This is a genomic window from Brevibacillus ginsengisoli (assembly GCF_050113715.1).
GTDB classification, from domain to species: Bacteria; Bacillota; Bacilli; order Brevibacillales; family Brevibacillaceae; genus Brevibacillus_H; species Brevibacillus_H ginsengisoli.
Genome location: NZ_JBNJQR010000008.1, coordinates 153045 through 171000, shown reverse-complemented (window position 1 = coordinate 171000; position 17956 = coordinate 153045). Strand labels below are relative to the sequence as shown.

22 protein-coding genes are annotated in these 17956 nt (G+C 44.1%); 16 read left to right on the top strand and 6 right to left on the bottom strand.

Features of this window, described 5'->3' with window-relative positions; translation table 11 throughout:
- Positions 1-16 precede the first annotated feature (16 nt).
- Both ACQCN2_RS17075 and aspA read left to right on the top strand, forming a co-directional pair.
- The gene (locus ACQCN2_RS17075; RefSeq protein ID WP_426930150.1) at positions 17-1336 is read left to right on the top strand and encodes an anaerobic C4-dicarboxylate transporter family protein; all 1320 of its coding nucleotides are present in this window, start codon (positions 17-19) and stop codon (positions 1334-1336) included.
- A 20-nt stretch (positions 1337-1356) separates the two neighbouring features.
- Complete coding sequence (gene aspA / locus ACQCN2_RS17070; protein ID WP_426930149.1) at positions 1357-2781, top strand: aspartate ammonia-lyase; 1425 nt, start codon at positions 1357-1359, stop codon at positions 2779-2781.
- Between the two features lie 97 nt (positions 2782-2878).
- Here aspA and ACQCN2_RS17065 read toward each other — a convergent pair whose 3' ends face one another.
- Together ACQCN2_RS17065 and trpS are read right to left on the bottom strand one after the other, a co-directional pair.
- Positions 2879-3268 carry a RidA family protein gene (locus tag ACQCN2_RS17065; protein WP_426930148.1) on the bottom strand — a complete coding sequence of 130 codons (390 nt, stop codon included), beginning with the start codon at positions 3266-3268 and terminating at the stop codon, positions 2879-2881.
- A 138-nt stretch (positions 3269-3406) separates the two neighbouring features.
- The gene (gene trpS / locus ACQCN2_RS17060; protein WP_426930147.1) at positions 3407-4396 is read right to left on the bottom strand and encodes a tryptophan--tRNA ligase; all 990 of its coding nucleotides are present in this window, start codon (positions 4394-4396) and stop codon (positions 3407-3409) included.
- 227 nt (positions 4397-4623) lie between these two features.
- Here trpS and ACQCN2_RS17055 point away from each other — a divergent pair, with 227 nt between their 5' ends.
- Both ACQCN2_RS17055 and ACQCN2_RS17050 read left to right on the top strand, forming a co-directional pair.
- Entirely contained in the window at positions 4624-4884 is a 261-nt protein-coding gene (locus tag ACQCN2_RS17055; protein WP_426930146.1) for a metal-sensitive transcriptional regulator, read from the top strand.
- Positions 4885-5073: 189 nt separating this feature from the next.
- Positions 5074-5913, top strand: coding sequence for a CPBP family intramembrane glutamic endopeptidase (locus tag ACQCN2_RS17050; RefSeq protein ID WP_426930145.1), 840 nt, complete (start codon positions 5074-5076; stop codon positions 5911-5913).
- A 154-nt stretch (positions 5914-6067) separates the two neighbouring features.
- Here the strand turns inward: ACQCN2_RS17050 and ACQCN2_RS17045 are convergent, their stop codons facing one another.
- Positions 6068-6613 carry a GNAT family N-acetyltransferase gene (locus ACQCN2_RS17045; RefSeq protein WP_426930243.1) on the bottom strand — a complete coding sequence of 182 codons (546 nt, stop codon included), beginning with the start codon at positions 6611-6613 and terminating at the stop codon, positions 6068-6070.
- Between the two features lie 352 nt (positions 6614-6965).
- Here ACQCN2_RS17045 and ACQCN2_RS17040 point away from each other — a divergent pair, with 352 nt between their 5' ends.
- The 7 genes from ACQCN2_RS17040 (at position 6966) to ACQCN2_RS17010 (ending at position 11190) form a co-directional block, all read left to right on the top strand.
- The gene (locus ACQCN2_RS17040; RefSeq protein ID WP_426930144.1) at positions 6966-7520 is read left to right on the top strand and encodes an SH3 domain-containing protein; all 555 of its coding nucleotides are present in this window, start codon (positions 6966-6968) and stop codon (positions 7518-7520) included.
- On the top strand, positions 7517-7639 hold the full coding sequence (locus ACQCN2_RS17035) for a hypothetical protein (RefSeq protein ID WP_426930143.1): 123 nt from the start codon (positions 7517-7519) through the stop codon (positions 7637-7639). Before ACQCN2_RS17040 ends, ACQCN2_RS17035 begins: the two co-directional genes overlap by 4 nt.
- A gap of 30 nt (positions 7640-7669) precedes the next feature.
- Positions 7670-8479 (top strand): class I SAM-dependent methyltransferase, encoded by an 810-nt coding sequence (locus tag ACQCN2_RS17030; protein ID WP_426930142.1) that lies wholly within the window; start codon positions 7670-7672, stop codon positions 8477-8479.
- Between the two features lie 38 nt (positions 8480-8517).
- Positions 8518-8943, top strand: a complete 426-nt coding sequence (locus ACQCN2_RS17025) for a hypothetical protein (RefSeq protein ID WP_426930141.1) — start codon at positions 8518-8520, stop codon at positions 8941-8943.
- A gap of 83 nt (positions 8944-9026) precedes the next feature.
- A complete protein-coding gene (locus ACQCN2_RS17020) occupies positions 9027-9767 on the top strand; it encodes an MOSC domain-containing protein (RefSeq protein ID WP_426930140.1) in 741 nt (246 codons plus the stop codon).
- Positions 9768-9864: 97 nt separating this feature from the next.
- Positions 9865-10806, top strand: coding sequence for an NAD(P)-dependent alcohol dehydrogenase (locus tag ACQCN2_RS17015; protein ID WP_426930139.1), 942 nt, complete (start codon positions 9865-9867; stop codon positions 10804-10806).
- Positions 10807-10881: 75 nt separating this feature from the next.
- On the top strand, positions 10882-11190 hold the full coding sequence (locus ACQCN2_RS17010) for a hypothetical protein (RefSeq protein ID WP_426930138.1): 309 nt from the start codon (positions 10882-10884) through the stop codon (positions 11188-11190).
- 25 nt (positions 11191-11215) lie between these two features.
- On the opposite strand, the gene ACQCN2_RS17005 is transcribed toward ACQCN2_RS17010, so the two are convergent.
- Positions 11216-11344 carry a hypothetical protein gene (locus ACQCN2_RS17005; protein ID WP_426930137.1) on the bottom strand — a complete coding sequence of 43 codons (129 nt, stop codon included), beginning with the start codon at positions 11342-11344 and terminating at the stop codon, positions 11216-11218.
- Positions 11345-11462: 118 nt separating this feature from the next.
- A complete protein-coding gene (gene asnB / locus ACQCN2_RS17000; protein WP_426930136.1) occupies positions 11463-13307 on the bottom strand; it encodes an asparagine synthase (glutamine-hydrolyzing) in 1845 nt (614 codons plus the stop codon).
- Positions 13308-13537: 230 nt separating this feature from the next.
- Here asnB and ACQCN2_RS16995 point away from each other — a divergent pair, with 230 nt between their 5' ends.
- The 5 genes from ACQCN2_RS16995 (at position 13538) to ACQCN2_RS16975 (ending at position 17323) form a co-directional block, all read left to right on the top strand.
- On the top strand, positions 13538-13936 hold the full coding sequence (locus ACQCN2_RS16995) for a hypothetical protein (RefSeq protein ID WP_426930135.1): 399 nt from the start codon (positions 13538-13540) through the stop codon (positions 13934-13936).
- 9 nt (positions 13937-13945) lie between these two features.
- Positions 13946-14623 carry an MOSC domain-containing protein gene (locus ACQCN2_RS16990; RefSeq protein ID WP_426930134.1) on the top strand — a complete coding sequence of 226 codons (678 nt, stop codon included), beginning with the start codon at positions 13946-13948 and terminating at the stop codon, positions 14621-14623.
- A 44-nt stretch (positions 14624-14667) separates the two neighbouring features.
- The gene (locus ACQCN2_RS16985) at positions 14668-15135 is read left to right on the top strand and encodes a GyrI-like domain-containing protein (RefSeq protein ID WP_426930133.1); all 468 of its coding nucleotides are present in this window, start codon (positions 14668-14670) and stop codon (positions 15133-15135) included.
- A gap of 172 nt (positions 15136-15307) precedes the next feature.
- Positions 15308-16396: a carbohydrate kinase gene (locus ACQCN2_RS16980; protein ID WP_426930132.1), complete on the top strand. Its 1089-nt coding sequence runs from the start codon at positions 15308-15310 to the stop codon at positions 16394-16396.
- A 12-nt stretch (positions 16397-16408) separates the two neighbouring features.
- Positions 16409-17323: a pseudouridine-5'-phosphate glycosidase gene (locus ACQCN2_RS16975; RefSeq protein ID WP_426930131.1), complete on the top strand. Its 915-nt coding sequence runs from the start codon at positions 16409-16411 to the stop codon at positions 17321-17323.
- A gap of 161 nt (positions 17324-17484) precedes the next feature.
- Here ACQCN2_RS16975 and ACQCN2_RS16970 read toward each other — a convergent pair whose 3' ends face one another.
- Positions 17485-17943: a 2-thiouracil desulfurase family protein gene (locus ACQCN2_RS16970; RefSeq protein WP_426930130.1), complete on the bottom strand. Its 459-nt coding sequence runs from the start codon at positions 17941-17943 to the stop codon at positions 17485-17487.
- Positions 17944-17956: the final 13 nt, after the last annotated feature.

Genomic DNA, 17956 nt, shown 5'->3' with positions numbered 1-17956 from the left:
AGGGATGTAAAAACTTATGTTCTGGTTAGAACTATTAGTTGTCCTCATCTGTATCTATTTCGGTGCTCGAATAGGCGGTCTCGGCCTTGGGGTTATGGGTGGATTGGGTCTTAGCGTCTTAACTTTCGTCTTCCATCTGAAGCCAACCTCTGCTCCAATTGATGTAATATTGATGATCGCTGCGGTAATTACAGCGGCAGGAGCCATGCAAGCTGCCGGAGGGATGGATTATCTCGTCCAATTAGCTGAGAAAATGCTACGGAAAAATCCATCTCGCATCACCTTCATGGGACCACTTGTCACTTATTTGTTTACCTTCTTCGCGGGTACTGGTCACGTAGCTTACTCTGTAATGCCTGTTATCGCTGAGGTTGCAACAGAGTCCGGTGTTCGTCCTGAGCGTCCGATGTCTATTGCGGCGATTGCTTCTCAACAAGCGATTACTGCAAGTCCAATTTCCGCTGCTACAGTAGCCTTGCTTGGCTTGTTAGGCGGTTATAACATTCAATTAGTTGACATCATGAAGATTTGTGTACCTGCCACCTTCTTAGGTTGCATGATTGCCGCATTCGTTTGCAGCAAAATGGGTAAAGAATTGAAAGATGATCCAGAATATCAAAGACGTGTAGCTGCAGGTTTGATTAAAATGAAAGAATCTACAGCGAAAAAAGTAGAACTCAAACCAGGTGCTAAATTGTCTGTTATCTTGTTCGTAGTATCTGCCATTCTCATTGTATTACTTGGTACTTTCCCTGAATTACGACCTGTATGGCCAGTTGCAGGCGCGAAACCTGATCGTTTAAGTATGCCTTCAACTATCGAAATGGTAATGTTGTCCATTGCTGCACTGATCATCATCTTCTCTAAAGTAAAAGTAGAAGAAATTGTTAAAGGTAACGTATTCCAAGCTGGTGTAACAGCCGTTATCGGGATCTTCGGGATTGCCTGGATGGGCGATACCTTCTTCAGTGGTAACATGGACTTGTTGACCGGATCCATCAAAGATATGGTTACTAGTGCACCTTGGTTGTTTGCTCTTGCTTTATTCTTGCTCTCTGTTCTATTATACAGTCAGGCTGCAACCGTTCGTACGCTTATGCCATTAGGACTTTCACTTGGTCTTGGACCTGCGGCTTTGATCGCAATGTTCCCAGCCGTTAATGGTTACTTCTTCATTCCTAACTATCCTACTATTGTCGCTGCGATCAACTTTGACCGCACAGGTACAACTAGAATAGGTAAGTATATTCTGAATCACAGCTTTATGGTGCCAGGTATTGTTGCAACAGTCAGTGCCGTAGTCATCGGTTTTGGTCTTGCGCAACTGTTCCTATAGAAATGAGAGGAGACTTTTAAATGACTTCCGAAAACTATCGTATTGAGAAAGACTTTCTTGGTGAAAAAGAAGTACCAGCTAATGTTTACTATGGTGTGCAAACATTGCGCGCAATTGAAAACTTCCCTATAACTGGATATCGTATTCATGAATCGCTGATCGTAGCAATGGCAATGGTGAAAAAAGCGGCTGCCTTGGCGAACATGGAAACAGGACAATTGAATAAACGACTTGGAGAAGCAATTGTTGAAGCTGCTGAAGAGATCGTTCAAGGTCAGTACCATGATCAGTTCATCGTTGACCCAATCCAAGGTGGAGCAGGTACTTCGATCAACATGAACACCAATGAAGTTATTGCCAATCGAGCTTTGGAAAAATTGGGTTACTCAAAAGGTGAATACTTCCAATTAAGCCCAAATAGTCATGTAAATATGTCCCAATCCACAAACGATTCATTCCCGACAGCTATTCACATCTCTACACTGATGATGCTTGAAAAATTGCTTGTCACTATGGATCAACTTCATGAGACTTTCGCGAAAAAAGCAAAAGAATTCGACCACGTGATCAAAATGGGTAGAACTCACTTGCAGGACGCTGTTCCAATTCGCTTGGGTCAAGAATTCGAAGCTTATCGCCGAGTATTCGAACGCGATATCAAACGAATCAAACAATGCCGTCAACATTTGTATGAAGTAAACATGGGTGCAACTGCTGTAGGTACTGGACTTAACGCTGACCCAGACTACATCAAAAATGTTGTGAAACACCTGGCGGATATCACCAAATTCCCAATCGAAGGTGCAGAAAATCTGGTAGATGCTACTCAAAATACCGATGCTTATACCGAAGTATCCGCAGCTTTGAAAGTCTGTATGCTCAACATGTCCAAAATCGCTAACGATTTGCGCTTGATGGCATCCGGACCTCGTGTTGGTCTTGGTGAGATCAACCTGCCAGCAAGACAACCTGGTTCTTCTATCATGCCAGGAAAAGTAAACCCTGTTATGGCTGAGGTAGTGAACCAAGTAGCATTCCAAGTAATCGGTAACGACCATACCATCTGCTTGGCATCCGAAGCTGGACAGCTTGAGTTGAACGTAATGGAGCCAGTGCTCGTATTCAACCTCTTGCAATCCATCAGCATGATGAACAACGTATTCGCTGCTTTCCGTGAGTACTGCCTCGATGGAATTACTGCCAATGAAGAACGCATGAAAGAATACGTAGAGAAGAGTGCGGGTGTCATCACAGCGGTAAACCCACACCTTGGCTATGAAGTAGCTGCACGCATTGCTCGCGAAGCGATTCTGACCGGCAAATCCGTTCGTGAATTGTGCTTGGAGAAAAATGTTCTGACTGAAGAAGAGCTTGACGTGATTCTCGATGCGTACGAAATGACGCATCCAGGTATCTCCGGCAAATCTCTCTTATTCAAAGATTAATATCCGGCTAGTCACCGATTGATAAGAGATAATAAAATAGGGTGTTAGAAAAAAGAGCAGTCCTTTCGAGCGAAGGACTGCTCTTCTTATTTTTGAATTAACCTCGAGCTGCCCAGGCTTCTACTTCTACCTTAAATGCGGGCTGAACCAAAGCCGCCACATAAGCAAATGTTGTAGATGGCGGATTTCCGTTATGGAATTGACCCCAAATTTCTACAAAACGAGCCCGATCAATCTTTTCTGTTAACCAAATATTGATTTTAACGATATTGTCTGTCGAGACACCTTCACTGCTTAGAATCCGTTGAATATTGTGTAACGCATTTTTTAATTGTTCTTCCACTTCTTCTGGCAGATTTCCATCTGGATCTGTTCCAACTTGTCCAGCGAGAACTAGGATATCCATGTCTTTTGGCAATATGGTTAGATGCGAGTACGAACCGACTGGAGGGGCAACATTTTCAGGGTTTTTACGAATGATTGGCAAAAGTATTCCTCCTTACACAATTTGGATAAACATACCATATCGCAAAAAAAATTCCCCTTCAAGATAAACAGTAAAATTTTTTTGATTTACTGCCCATCCAAAGGGGATGTGATCCATTTACTATAGGATTTTAATAGGTTATTTAGAAAGTCGAACGAAACCCATCGCGTCTTTTACACGGTTCACGGTTTGTTCAGCGATTGTCCGTGCTCGCTCAGCGCCTTCGCCAAGAATGCGATCCAATTCGGTATGGTCATTTAGTTCATTGAAGCGTTTTTGGATGGTGCCTAACTTATCGGTTAAGAGTTCCACCAAATCTTTTTTCAGTGTACCGTAGCCTTGTCCCGCAAAGCGGTTAACCAAGGACTCAATCGATTCATCCGCAAACAGACTGTAGATGGTCAAGAGGTTGGAGATGCCTGGTTTGTTCTCTTCATCAAAGCGAATCTCGTTGTCCGTATCCGTAACGGCTCGCATGATTTTTTTCTTGAAGATCTCTGGAGCTTCCAGGATGGAGATTCGGCTTCCTTCGTTCTCCGCTGATTTGGACATTTTCTTCTCAGGGTTGTCCAGGGCCATGATACGGGCACCGAACTTTTGAATATGTGGTTCCGGAATCACGAAGGTGTCCCCATAGCGTCCATTGAAGCGCTCAGCGATGTCACGAGTTAATTCAACATGCTGCTTTTGGTCGTCGCCTACTGGTACGTGCGTGGCATCGTACAAGAGGATATCGGCTGCCATTAGGACTGGATATGTATATAAACCTACGTTTACTGAGGATTTGCCCTCCGCTTTATCTTTGAACTGGGTCATGCGATTCAATTCACCCATGCTGGAAACGCATTGCAACAGCCAGCCTAATTCGGCATGTTCTTTTACATGAGATTGAATAAAGATGGTGGCTTTGCTCGGGTCGACCCCACATGCCAGATAGAGCTGGGCGATTTCGCGTGAACGCTTGCGAAGCTCTTGCGGGTCCTGAGGAACTGTAATGGCGTGCAAGTCTACCACACAGTATAAGGCCTCTGCTTGATGCTGCAAATCCACGAATTGTTTGATGGCCCCCAGATAGTTTCCGATCGTCAGGTTTCCAGATGGTTGAACCCCCGAAAATAGTCGTTTCACGTCGTTTTCCTCCTTCAATCAACACCGCTACGGTATAAAAACTCCAAGTATTATCTACCAAGGAATAGGGAAAGTCAATATGTGTGAAAAAGAATGACCAAATTAAGAACATTAGCATACGTGAAGCCGCTAAATACTCGTTAAATCCGCCCTGGAAGAAGGGATCTACTTGTTAGATTTGCCCCATAGGGTATAATGTAGAAAATGAACTGGCACGAGGTGGTACGATGGAGTACTCAGATTCTTTGAAAAATCGATTGCGGCGAATCGAAGGACAAATCCGTGGTGTGCTCAGCATGATGGATCAAACCAAAGATTGTCGAGAAGTGGTTACGCAACTGACCGCGATTCGCTCAGCGGTTGATCGCAGTATTGGACTGGTCGTCGCAAACAATCTCGAGGCTTGTATCCGCGAAGAAATGGACAAGGGGAACAACCCGGAGTCCGTGATCAAGGAAGCGGTTGATTTGTTGGTAAAAAGCCGGTAAAAAAGCATCTTTCGCGTTAATCAAAAGGGTGTCCCTTCAAGTAGAAACTATGGAGGAGACACCCTTTTTTATTTTTCGAAGGATAGAGAAGACGCGACACCTTTTTCGGAGTATAGTATGATTTGAGCGAAATGGTAGTATGTTCCTGAAATGCTATCTTGAGTCAGATAAATGAGAGAGGATTTATCCATGAAGTTTATACGCCTACTGTTATTGACATTGAAGGTCATCGGAAGTTACTTATTGATTTTCGCCATGATATTTACTATGCAACCCTTTTTGGGGAAATGGAGCAACCATCTCTCCATGGTTCTCTGTGTGGTCATTATGTATGGAGTTTGGGAACGAGCTAACAAATGGCCACTTGGATTGAAAGACAGACGGTGGTTTGTTAAAAGCAGTCAAGGGTTTGCCTTAGGTGCCGCAATGATCCTCATATGTTTTATTGCTGTGTGGCTTTTAGGCGGTGTCACCATTACGAACTTTCAGGTACCCCATGGCGGAGCTTGGCTGGACCTTGGGGCAGTGATCGTTTTTTGGTTGGTAGTGGCAATTGGAGAGGAGTTCTTTTTCAGAGGATATTTGCAAGGATTGATCAAGCAATCTACTGGACCCAAACTGTCTTTGATCATTCAGGCTGTCCTATTTTCCTTGATACACTTGTTTAATCCCGGGGCAACTTCTCATATCATCCCTCTCTTGGATGTTTTATTCAGCGCCTTCTTGCTAGGATGGCTGCGCGAGTGGACAGAAAGTATCTGGCTATCAGTTGGATTTCATTGGAGCTGGAATTTCATTCAGGGAAATATTTTAGGATATCCGGTATCAGGTGGAGAAGTCACGTACTCATTTCTTAGAACCAGTGTATCAGGGCCGGCATGGCTCTCAGGCGATCATTTTGGTCTGGAGGGAAGTATTGTAAGCCTTATCTGTACGACATTGGTTCTTTGTTGGATCTATTTGAAAACATCGAGAACATCTAAAATATCTAAATCGGATGCATCTTCAACCTTGAACGATATTGTTTGAAAACGCCAGCATTGTTCTTATTTTTTGAGTTATAGGAAGGACAAATGGTATATCGCAATTTAACACGATAGTTAAGGAGAAAGCGGAACAAAAAATATAGGTGGCTAGAATACTTCATAGCCACCCGAAATGTAAGGATATTTAAGCTACTGATTTAAATGGAGTGTTCATTCCAATCTTTCCGTATTACAGAAAACATGATCAAGTCAACTAACTGCCCCTTTGATTTCTCATATTGTCGTAATATGCCTTCTTCGACAAAATGTAATTTTTTTAAGACCTTTACCGAGTTTATGTTTTCTGGCTCAACCTTTGCTTCGATTCTATTTAAACCTAGGTCATTAAAGCCAAAAGAAATTAATGATTTTAAGGCTTCAGGGACATAACCATTTCCCCAAAAGGGGTAACCAAGGTCGTAACCAACTTCCGTTCTTTCATTTTCGAAATCAAAATAATTGAAACCACACGAGCCTATAACTTGACTTGTATCCTTAAGAATAATTGTCCAACGGCATGCTTTTTGTTCAACGCTAAGTTTTTGGAGAAGTAAAATCATTTGTTCAGCCTGCGTAACCTCTAAAAACGTTTCAATGTTCATATGTTTCGAGACAATAGGATCAGACCAAAAAGTAAATAAAGAAGGGGCATCATTGGGTTCTATTGGTCTAAGTAGTAGTCTTTGGGTTTCTAACTGTTTCATTTCCATAAAATTACCTCCCAATTTATTGATCGGAATAGAATCGTAATTTTTAACTGGGCATAATTCAGTCCTTTCAATAAAAAGAGAGTGTGAAACAATTTTAAGTTTATCTCAAAGACTATGATGACGTCACTCCATCGTGGATAATTAGTTTCCCATTCGCCATTTTTGTCAGATACAATATTTGCCCAAGTTTCAAAATCATCAACTAGCAAATTTAATTATCAAATCATTACTTGTGATAACCGAATGTCCTGCAAACTAAATTGTTCAAGCCTCCAATACTTAGCCGAGAAACATTATATTTCTCCGAGCGTCTTACAAGAAAATTCAATAAGAAGGTGAGCTTTCGGTGTTGGTACAGACCATTCTTTTGGGAATTCAGTTGCTTGTACTCACGATACCTGGCAGCCAACCATTTCAAGAACGATTCAAAAGCTTAATGATGAGTGAACACAGTCAGCAAGTAGAGGAGAGTAAACATCAGAATTCCCAAGAAAGCTACAAAATAATGAAGTATCAGACTTACGTTTATCCGACTTCAGATGAAAAAGATCCAGTCTATGAGCTTAAAGCCGGGAAGATCATTAAAATTCTCGGTGAAAAGAATGAGTGGTACCAAATTGAGTTTTTCCGATATGCTGAGCCAGTTGAAGGAAAAAAATGGATAAAAAAGAACGCAGTCGTTAACTACGATCCTCGTTTAGCCAAAGAGGGTTATTTGAAGGCAGGTGCAGTAATTTTTGATGAAGAAGGGGTTTTCAAGGAGGAAGGTAATCAGAATACGATTTTTATTCTGAGTGAACGAGGGGAATTTTTCGAGATTGAAGCCCCGGGTGGGATATGGGGATTTATTAACAAGTCTGATTTTGTTCCAAATCCGTTTGGGAAGTTTATTCACCAATGAGCAGCAAGAGAATCTTCGAGAAGTTAGGCTTTGTTTTTGACCGCGCGCTGGTTGGGTTAACAGGTGATGATGAAGACTGTAATGGTGTATGGATGCACGTGCTTCTGAAAGAACATTAAACCACATGTAGAAAAATAGGTGATGGGAGAATGCAGTCCGTTATTGATTTCTATGAAAAATATAATGAGGAATCCCGGCTGACTACTGATAATGCTCGGAAAATTGAATTTATTATCACTACAAGAACATTAGATAATTATATTAAACCAGCCTATACTGTTTTAGAATTAGGAGCGGGAACGGGCATCTATTCTATTTACTATGCTGAAAAAGGGAATAAAGTCGTAGCTACAGACATCACGCCTAAACATGTAGAATTAATTCAAGAAAAGGTAGTAAAAAGAAATGGTGTCCCATTGGATCTTGAAGCAAAAATAGCGAACGCAACTAATCTAGGTGAGTTTGAATCAGAGGCTTTTGATGTGGTGTTGTGTCTTGGTCCTTTGTATCATCTTATAAATGAAACTGATAGAGTGAAATGTATCCAAGAGTCTTTAAGGGTTCTGAAAAGAGGAGGGTTATTAGTTGTTGCTTATATAAATAAGCACTATATCCTTCACTCAGTCATGTTGAACAATAAAAAATATTTAACAAACAAATTTATTGATAAGATGTTAAGAACGGGTGTAATTAGAGATGGAGAAGAAGAATGCTTTTGGACGGATGCATTCTTTACTACACCTGAAGAGATGATATCGCTTTTGGAAAATTTCGAGGTTGAAATAATTGACCATTTGGCGTCGGACGGCTTCAGTCCATTTCTCGGAAAATATCTAAACACATTTGAGACCGATGAAGTGGATACTTGGGTTCATTACATTGAGAACAGTTGCAGAGAAAAAAGTATTTTAGGAATTAGTAATCATGCTCTTCTTATATGCCAAAAATGTATGGAATAAGTTATCTAATTAAACTAAAAAGTTTAGTAGAGGTTACAATGAAGAATATAAGAACTTGGGTTACTCTTTTGGGGTTAGTGTTGCTAGGGTATTGGCTGTTCAACGACTGGAGCTCGTCTGATCCTGAACAGCATCAAGGTGTTGTCGTAGACTCTTGGTATAGTGCAATAGGTCCAGAAGGCGACAAAGTGACGGACATGGACAAACAAAAATTTTCTTATTGGGGAACTGTTTGGAATGATAGCACTCAAGAAACTTTTATTACCCAAGTAAAAATGGAGTTGCCTGATTCACTTCGAAAGCACGTGCTCTCGGGCGATACGGTCATTTTCGTCAACCAATCCTTGAGTCCCAATGGTACCCATCAGTTTAAGGGAGAATTGATACTCGACACCAAAGGAATGACAAAGCAGGATGTGGTAAATCTCGGGAATATCAAGGGGTTTACAGTAGAAACAAGGTAAAATACTCCATCAGAAAATTCACTCATTCATAGACTTTATTCAGAGAACAGAATTCAACAGTCGAAAAACTTTGGGGGTAAATATTGAATCAGCAGGACGAACATTTCATAGGGAAAGTCAAGGAAATCCGCCGTTATCCTGTCAAATCCATTTTAGGAGAGTCATTGTCTTCCGTCTCCATTGATCATCGAGGGTTCTTGGGAGATCGTTTATGGGCAATTAAAAATTCGAACGGAAAGTTTGGAAGTGGCAAGACGACACGGCGTTTTCAGGAAATGAAAGGGCTATTTCAATATCGAGCACGATATGAGGGGTCTATTCCCATCGTAACAATGCAGGATGGGATGGAGTATCGGGGTGACGATCCTACCGTACATGAGACGTTGAGTGAGCGGCTTGGATATCCGGTAACCTTGGTACAAGAAGAGTCGATCTCTCATTTTGACGAGGGGCCAGTTAGTATCATAACAACCTCTGCATTACGCATGTTGAGTGAGCAACTAGGAGAGCCTGTTGACCCTCGTCGATTTCGAGCCAACATTTTAATGGATACAGAAGGAACTGGATACATCGAAGACAATTGGGTAGACCGACTCATCCAAGTTGGACCAACTGTAGCCCTACGAGTTGTTGCTCCACTCCAACGTTGTGTTATGGTGAACAACACTCAAGAGGAACTTCAACAGGATGCTCGTGTACTCCGCGCGATAGCTCATAATCATGGAGCAACGTTTGGTGTCTGGGCGAAGGTTGAAAGCTTTGGTGAGGTGAACGTCGGAGATGAAATAACCTTATCAAGCAAACATGATTCATTATCTCTTTGAATATTTTTTGAATAGGGTATGATCCAGTATCTTAAGATCTGTGGTGAACATCGTTACAAAGCTATACCTCATGCAATTTGAATGTAGGAGGAAACCAATGCGAGCCGTTGTCTGCACGAAATACGGATCACCGGATGTTCTGGAACTTAAAGAGGTAGAGCAGTCTATTCCCAAAGACAATGAAGTACGGATAAAAGTGTATGCGACAACTGTAACATCAGGGGATTGTCGTGTTCGAAGTTTCAAAAGTCCTTTTTTGTACTGGATCCCCATGCGGTTATTCTTAGGTCTCAGAAAACCAAGAAAGCCGATCCTGGGTGTCGAGTTAGCCGGGGAAATTGAATCTGTAGGCAAAGCTGTAAAACGATTTAAGAAGGGCGACCAGGTTTTTGCGTTTACCGGTATGCGTTTTGGTGCTTATGCTGAGTACATATGTCTGGGCGAAGACGGATTGGTAACAATCAAACCGGCGAATGCGAGTTATGAGGAAGCCGCTTCCGTTCTTTTTGGAGGAACGACAGCACTGCATTTTCTTAGAAAAGGGAATATCACGAACGGACAAAAAGTTCTGATCTATGGGGCTTCTGGAGCGGTAGGGACGTCTGCGGTACAGCTTGCCAAATATTTTGGAGCAGAGGTTACTGGAGTGTGCGGAAGCACGAATTTGGAATTGGTGAAATCTCTGGGAGCCGATAAGGTGATCGACTACACAAAAGAGGATTATACGAGGGCAAAAGAGCGTTACAACATGATCTTTGACGCGGTTGGGAAAAGCCCGAAATCCCTATGCGAGAGTGCACTAACGCCGAGCGGGACCTATGTGTCAGTTGTAGGGCAGGGGATCGCAAAGGTACGTGTGGAAGATTTACTTTTCCTCAAAGAACTTATGGAGGCGGGAAAGATCAAAGCAGTCATAGATAGACGCTATCCGCTAGAACAAATTCCTGAAGCCCACAGATACGTGGAAAAAGGGCACAAAAAGGGAAATGTAGTCATTACTGTGGAGCATGCAAACAAGCACGGTAGTTGTATATGTTGAACACATGTTGAACACATGTTGAATGAACCAACGCCTTAAGAGGTAAAGTAAAGAAAAAAGAAAGAAGGCGTTTCAGTGAGCGGTAATTCTGTGGAAGTGAATTCGTATCAAGAAGGCGAGTGGCAGGTTAGTGTTCGGAGCAATCCTGAAAATGACAGGATGGACGAGGGGGATAACCCGGAAGGACACTTCAATGCGCAAAGAGTTCCTGTAGAATCAGGGGATTCGGCTACATTCAATGTCTATAAGGACAACATCTTAGTGGCGGAAGTACGGGGTACGGATGCCAACACCAGAACCATTATCCCAATGAGGGAACTGAGTCCAGAAGAAGAAGACCTTTTTCACCGTTTCCTTGATGAACATTTACATAAGGGCCAGTAAATCCAGGTGGGGAAACCCATATAGTTTACAGGTCGAATAAATTGTAGATCGCCAAAAATGGAACAAGAGCAACCACAAAGAGCGCAATGGCTACACCTTGGATGAATTGCCAGGCAAGGTGTAGGGAAGTCGGGGTGTCTTGGTGGCTAGTCATTTTGCAACCCTCACTTTTCGATTGCTAGTAGCTTGTACTTGCATGAGGTTACGATGATACAACAAGAGTAGAAAGGATGATCCGACGTGGAATTTTCAAAGGATCATCCTTTTAATCTTTATACGATGGAAATCTTATACTCTCTTAGCCAAAGATCAATCTGTGCCAAATAGGCGAACAACTGCGGTGTGCTCATCAGCTGTCCGAACCAGGGAAGATTGCTGGCAGCTGCGTCTAGCTGCGTCAATTCCCGAACGGCCTTCTGATCGATTAAAGCGAGAAGCGGTGAACTTGGATCGTCCAGCACTTCCAAGAGCCATTTGCGAGTGGCGTTGGCATAAGCGGGATTATGCGTTTTGGGGTAAGGGCTCTTTTTGCGATACAACACATCGTCAGGCAGAATTCCTTCCATGGCTTTGCGCAGAATGCCTTTTTCCCGATGGTTGTGGAACTTCATTGCCCAGGGAATGTTCCAAACGTACTCAACCAGCCGATGGTCGCAGAACGGTACCCGAGCTTCCAGACTAGCCGCCATACTCATACGATCTTTACGATCCAGAAGAGTGCTCATGAACCAGTTAATATTGAGGTAGAACATCTCTCTACGACGCGCTTCCCCGGGATCTTCGTCATCCAATCGTGGCACTTCCTCAAGCGTTTCCTTATAGCGTTGGGCAAGGTAGGCCTCAGGTTGGATCATGTCTTTTAATTCGGCCGATAGCCACTCAACCCGTTGATGGGCATTTCTCATCCATGGAAAAGTATTCGATTGCAGCAAATCCTCGCGATAAAACCACGGATAGCCGCCAAACACCTCGTCCGCACATTCTCCTGACAGAACGACCGTTGTCTCTTTTTTGATTTCTCGGCAGAAGAGGAAAAGGGACGCATCAATGTCTGTCATCCCCGGCAAATCACGGGAAAACACTGCCGTGCGGAGGGCCTCCACCAAATCCGGCGTATCAAACTCGATGGTATGGTGTATGGTTCCCAAATGTTCGCTTACTCGTTTGATCCAAGGAGCATCTTCATCGGGCTGAAAAGCATTGGATTGAAAGTACTGATTGTTCCCCACATAGTCAATAGAATAGGTATGAAGCGGGCCTTTCCCCTCACGTTTGAACACCTCGGCAGCTACAGCCGTAATGGCGCTGGAATCAAGTCCTCCTGACAACAGGGTAGCAATTGGAACATCGGAGACCAGCTGGCGTTCAATCGAATCGAGTAGTAGAGAGCGCACAGTGGAGACGGTCGTATCCAGGTCGTCGGTGTGAGGCTGGCTAACCAGCGACCAATATTGATTTATTCGTAGACCCGCCTCATCCACTTCCAGATAATGACCGGGTTTCACTTCCTTAATGCCACGAAAAACACCGTGTCCGGGAGTTCGGGAAGGGCCCATCATGAAGATCTCCGCCAAGCCCTCTCGATTGATCTCGGGGCGCACATCTGGATGGGCGAGGACTGCTTTTAACTCCGAACCAAAAATAAACGAGCATTCTCGCTCGGCGTAAAATAACGGTTTGACTCCCATTCGGTCTCGCGCGAGGAAAAGATTCTGCCTGCGTTCATCCCAGATGGCAAAAGCAAATATCCCGTTCAACTTGGCAAGGCAGTCTCGCCCCCACTCCATGTACGCGGTAAGCAAAACCTCCGTATCCGAATGAGATTTGAACCGATGCCCTCTCGCCAAAAGTTCTTGCCGAATATCTTCTGTATTATATAATTCTCCGTTGTACACAAGCGTAAAGTTATAATCACCCAGCGTTTTGGTCATGGGTTGGGCGCCACCCGCCGGATCAACGACACATAGACGGCGATGACCAAACGCAACCTGCTTGTTCATAAAGACGCCGACCGCGTCCGGCCCACGATCCGTTAAGGTCTTCGTCATCTTTTGGATAATCGGAAGTTCTTGAGTCAAGTCCTTTTTCCAATGAATCCATCCCGTAATTCCGCACATGGTTTTTCATCCTTCCGTTCCATCTTGCCGATGCTTGTATAGTGGAGATTAAAAATCGTCCTGTGCACATCGTATGCTTGGGGCTAGGCGGAATTGTCTGTCCATGAAAAGGAATTTATCGGTTGACATTGGCCAAACCTAAACTTAATTGACTTCGTTATGGAATGAGAAAGCGTGAAGACTTCAATCGTTGCTTGACTTATGCTAGAGTATAGAAGGAGGCGATCAAGATGAAGAAAATGGTAAAAGTTACAATCCGTGATTTCACGAAAATCAAAGAAAATCTGAATGACGCGAACGAATTGGCTCTGTATGAACAAGCCAATGGTCATACATATGAGGCAGAAATTGAACATGACGGGTATGCGGTAATCGATCTGCCAGACGGAGAGTATATTGAGCTCGCGATAGATGAGTACGAGCTGATCATTGAAGATTGGAAGGTAGCCGGCAAAATCGGCGCTGCGACACTGGTGACCAAATCCGACCCGAATGACGAAACCGCGATGCTTTATCGCTTGCAGGATGAGCGCGGTGAAGTTGTACAAGCTGAGCAATCATTGTCCAAAGAGGTTGTTCGTCAACTGGCGCAAGCCTGGTTTGCCAAACAACCCAAAAAAGAAGAGTAGGTGAGAGCCATGCTGCAAGGAGAAATCCTATCGATTCAAGTGGGGAAACCGCAGCTTATGGCCTACAGTAAAGGAGAAATCCTGACGGGGATGCTGAAGCTTCCCGTTCAGGGTGAATTATTTTTATCTTCTGTGAATTTGGAAGGCGATGAACAAGCGGATTTGAACTTTCATGGAGGTGTGGATAAAGCTGTTTGCGTTTACAGCTACGAACACTATCCTTACTGGGAAAAGGTGTTGAACCAAAAGCTGCAAGTGGGCGCTTTCGGTGAAAACCTTACCGTCAAAGGAATGCTGGAGTCCGATGTGTGCATCGGTGACATCTTTCAAATGGGAACGGCCGTTGTTCAAGTCAGTCAGCCCCGTCAACCTTGCCACAAACTCGCAAAACGATACGATATCCCAGAGTTGGCCTTGCAAGTGCAAGAAACAGGGTATACCGGCTTCTACTTCCGTGTTCTCCAAGAAGGAACGGTGCGTCAAGAGAAACCTATCCTTCTGCTGGAGCGTGATCCTCATGGTATCTCCATCCAATACGCTAACCACATTATGCACAAGGACCGCACCAATCTTAAGGAAGCGGAAAGGATGTTGAAGGTGGAGGCACTTTCTGCTAATTGGCAGCGCACATTCACGAAGCGACTGACAGGAACAGAGTCAGATCCAAAACTTCGCTTGTATGGATAAGTGGATAAACCCAACCAATCATTAATGAAATCGGGGGGAACCGGATGAAGATCAATACCGTTCAAAAGGACTCGTTTCAAATCGTGGGCATCAAATGGCAGGGAACGTATGAACAGGCTGGCAATGGGGAGATTCGTCAGGCAATGAGTCAGTTTCGGGAGCGTATGAGCGAGATTCCGGAGACTGTTCAACCCAGGTATATCCTCGGGATTTCGGTTCACGATATTCCAAATGGATTTACCTATTACATCGGCTCGGAGGTAAAACAAGCGGCGCAGCTTCCAGAAGGAATGATTTCCTTTATAGTTCCTTCCCAGCTTTATGCGACATTGAACCATCCGACGGGAGAGGAAGTCTATCAATCCTACGAAACCATTGATCATTGGATCAAGCAGGAAGGGTATCAGACGGTAACCGAGCCAATCAATTACCTAGAAGTGTACCCGGCCACTTATGACCCGCAAACGGATCAACCAATGCTGACGATTATGGTTCCAATAAAAGATGATTAGTAGGAAATCTTTACGCTCCTACAGGGATAAATCAGTGATAACACAAGGATGACACGTAGCTTTTGCAGCTTCGAGTCATCCTTTTTTAAATTTATCTCGCCGCTTTACAAACAAATGTTATAGTGATAAACTTTTGTTTGAGAAGAAAAAACTGGTGAAAGGAGGCTGTTCAATGGACAAAGAAAAACAGGTGTTACATTACATCCGAATGAATCCTTTTATATCCCAGCAGGAACTGGCGGACAAAATAGGAATTTCTCGGTCAGCCGTTGCCGGATATATTGCTAGTTTAACCAGACAGGGCGAGATTAAAGGTCGAGCGTATATTTTACGGGACGAATCGCTGATTACCTGTATCGGCGGAGCCAATCTCGATCGAAAAGCGCACAGTAAACAGAAGGTCAAATTCCACTCTTCCAATCCTGTTACGATTACGGAGTCTTGCGGGGGAGTTGCGCGCAACATTGCCGAGAACCTTGGGCGACTCGGATGTACCACTTCGCTGATCAGCAGCGTGGGTGACGATAAGGAAGGCATGTGGGTCCTTCAGGAGACTCAACAGCATGGCGTTGAAGTCAGTCAAACCTGGATCCTTCCGCGGGAGCAGACAGGCTCTTACACGGCCCTCCTGGATACGGATGGAGAAATGGTCGTCTCCTTGGCGAACATGGATATATACGATCGAATGACACCTGAGATGTTTGCGGAGAAGTGGTCGCATATCGCTTCTTCTGAGGCAGTATTTCTCGATACGAATATTCCAGCCGATTGTTTGGCCTATCTGATGAAGCGTTGCAAGGATGAATCCATCCCTTTGTATGTTGATCCTGTCTCATCGACCAAGGCCAAGAAGCTTCCAGAGAGTTTGGAAGGAATCGATACGATCATGCCCAATCGGGAAGAGGCCGAGCTGTTGTCCGGGATGAGTATCGAATCCACCGAAGATTGTGGGCGAGCTTGCGAGAAAATCAGAGAACGTGGTGTGAAGAATGTGATTGTCACACTCGGAGAACAGGGAATTTATTATTCGTCACAAGAAGACGCTGGCTTGTTGCCGCCTTATCCAGTAGAGGTGGTGGACGTGACAGGTGCCGGAGACGCGTTCGCATCGGGATTTCTTTATGGAATCATGCAAGGAGAAACCTTGGAACTGGCATGCCGTTTAGGTCTTGCCGCTTCAGCTCTCACGCTTCAAACTGAGCATTCTGTATCTCCACTGTTACAGCCTGAACATATTTACGCTTATATAGAATCCCATTAGGAGGAATTGATCATGAAACAATATCTTACGTATACAGATGAAGTAAAACATGCCCTTGAGAACAACTTGCCTATCGTAGCCCTTGAAACAACCATTATTTCTCACGGAATGCCTTATCCGCAAAATATCGAAATGGCTAAAGAAGTTGAGAACATCATTCGCCAAAATGGTGCGGTGCCAGCAACCATTGGGATCATGGACGGCAAAATCAAAATCGGCTTGAACGATAGTGAGCTTCAAGAGTTTGCAACCAACAAACAAGTGGAAAAAGTAAGCCGTCGAGATTTCCCATACATTCTCTCCAGCGGGAAAATCGGTGCGACAACAGTAGCAGCAACCATGATTGCAGCTGAAATCGCTGGTGTTGAAATGTTTGCGACAGGCGGTATTGGAGGCGTTCACCGTGAAGGAGAAGTAACATGGGATGTCTCTGCAGATTTGACAGAGCTGGCTCAAACGAATGTGGCGGTTGTTTGCGCAGGTGCGAAATCCATTTTGGATATTGGCCGTACACTTGAATACCTCGAGACACAAGGGGTTCCAGTAGTTGGTTACAAATGTGATGAGTTCCCGTCCTTCTATTCGCGCAAAAGCGGTTTCCCAGTAGATTTCCAACTAGACACACCTGAAGCGGTAGCAACGATGATGGATACCAAATGGAAGCTGGGCCTAGACGGTGGTATGATCATCGCCAATCCGGTTCCAGAAGCGGACGCGATTGACTACAATGAGATTGAAGCAGTGATTCAGCAAGCACTGGACGAAGCGAAAGCCAATAATATTACAGGAAAGCGCGTAACTCCGTTCATCTTGGCAAAAGTAAAAGAATTGACTGGCGGCAAAAGCCTCGAAACCAACATTGCGCTCGTGAAGCATAATGCCGAAGTCGCTGCGAAAATTGCTGTGGCATTGAAAGCAGTAAAATAATTTCGGTCTGCGAACAGTTTGATAAAACCGAAAGAGAAAAAGCTCTTGTCTGTGGGATTCACTCACAGTCAAGAGCTTTCTTTGTGATTCATCAATTTTGTGGCTGTTTCACAAAAAGGGGAGGTGTTCTTAGACAGAACAACCAGTTAAAGTGGTTCCTATCAGAGCTCCAATTCACCTAGCTCGTTCTCCGAGATGACCGTAAAACCTTCCCTTCTTAACAAGGCTGAGGTTACGCCTTCACCGGGCACTTTGGTATGAGAGAAGCTCCCGTTGTAGATCGTTTGCGTTCCACAGGAAGGGCTGAATTCTTTGAGGACAATATGCGTTGCCTCGACTTTTCTAGCGAGCTCGAGCGTTAATTCTGCTCCTTTGACATAAAGCTCTGTCACGTCATTACCGGATTGATCTATCACTTTGGCTTTGCCGTCCAATACATCTTGGCCGGTTCCGTCAATGATTTCGGCAGGCTCACGTGGAGTGCTAAATCCGCCAAGCAATTCAGGACATACCATGATGGCCTTCTCTTGCTTGACCCATTCTTGAATACGCTGAACCAGACTAGAGGTACCGTTGTAGCGGCATTCCATTCCACCAAGGCAGGAACTAACAAGAATCATTGTATCTACTCCT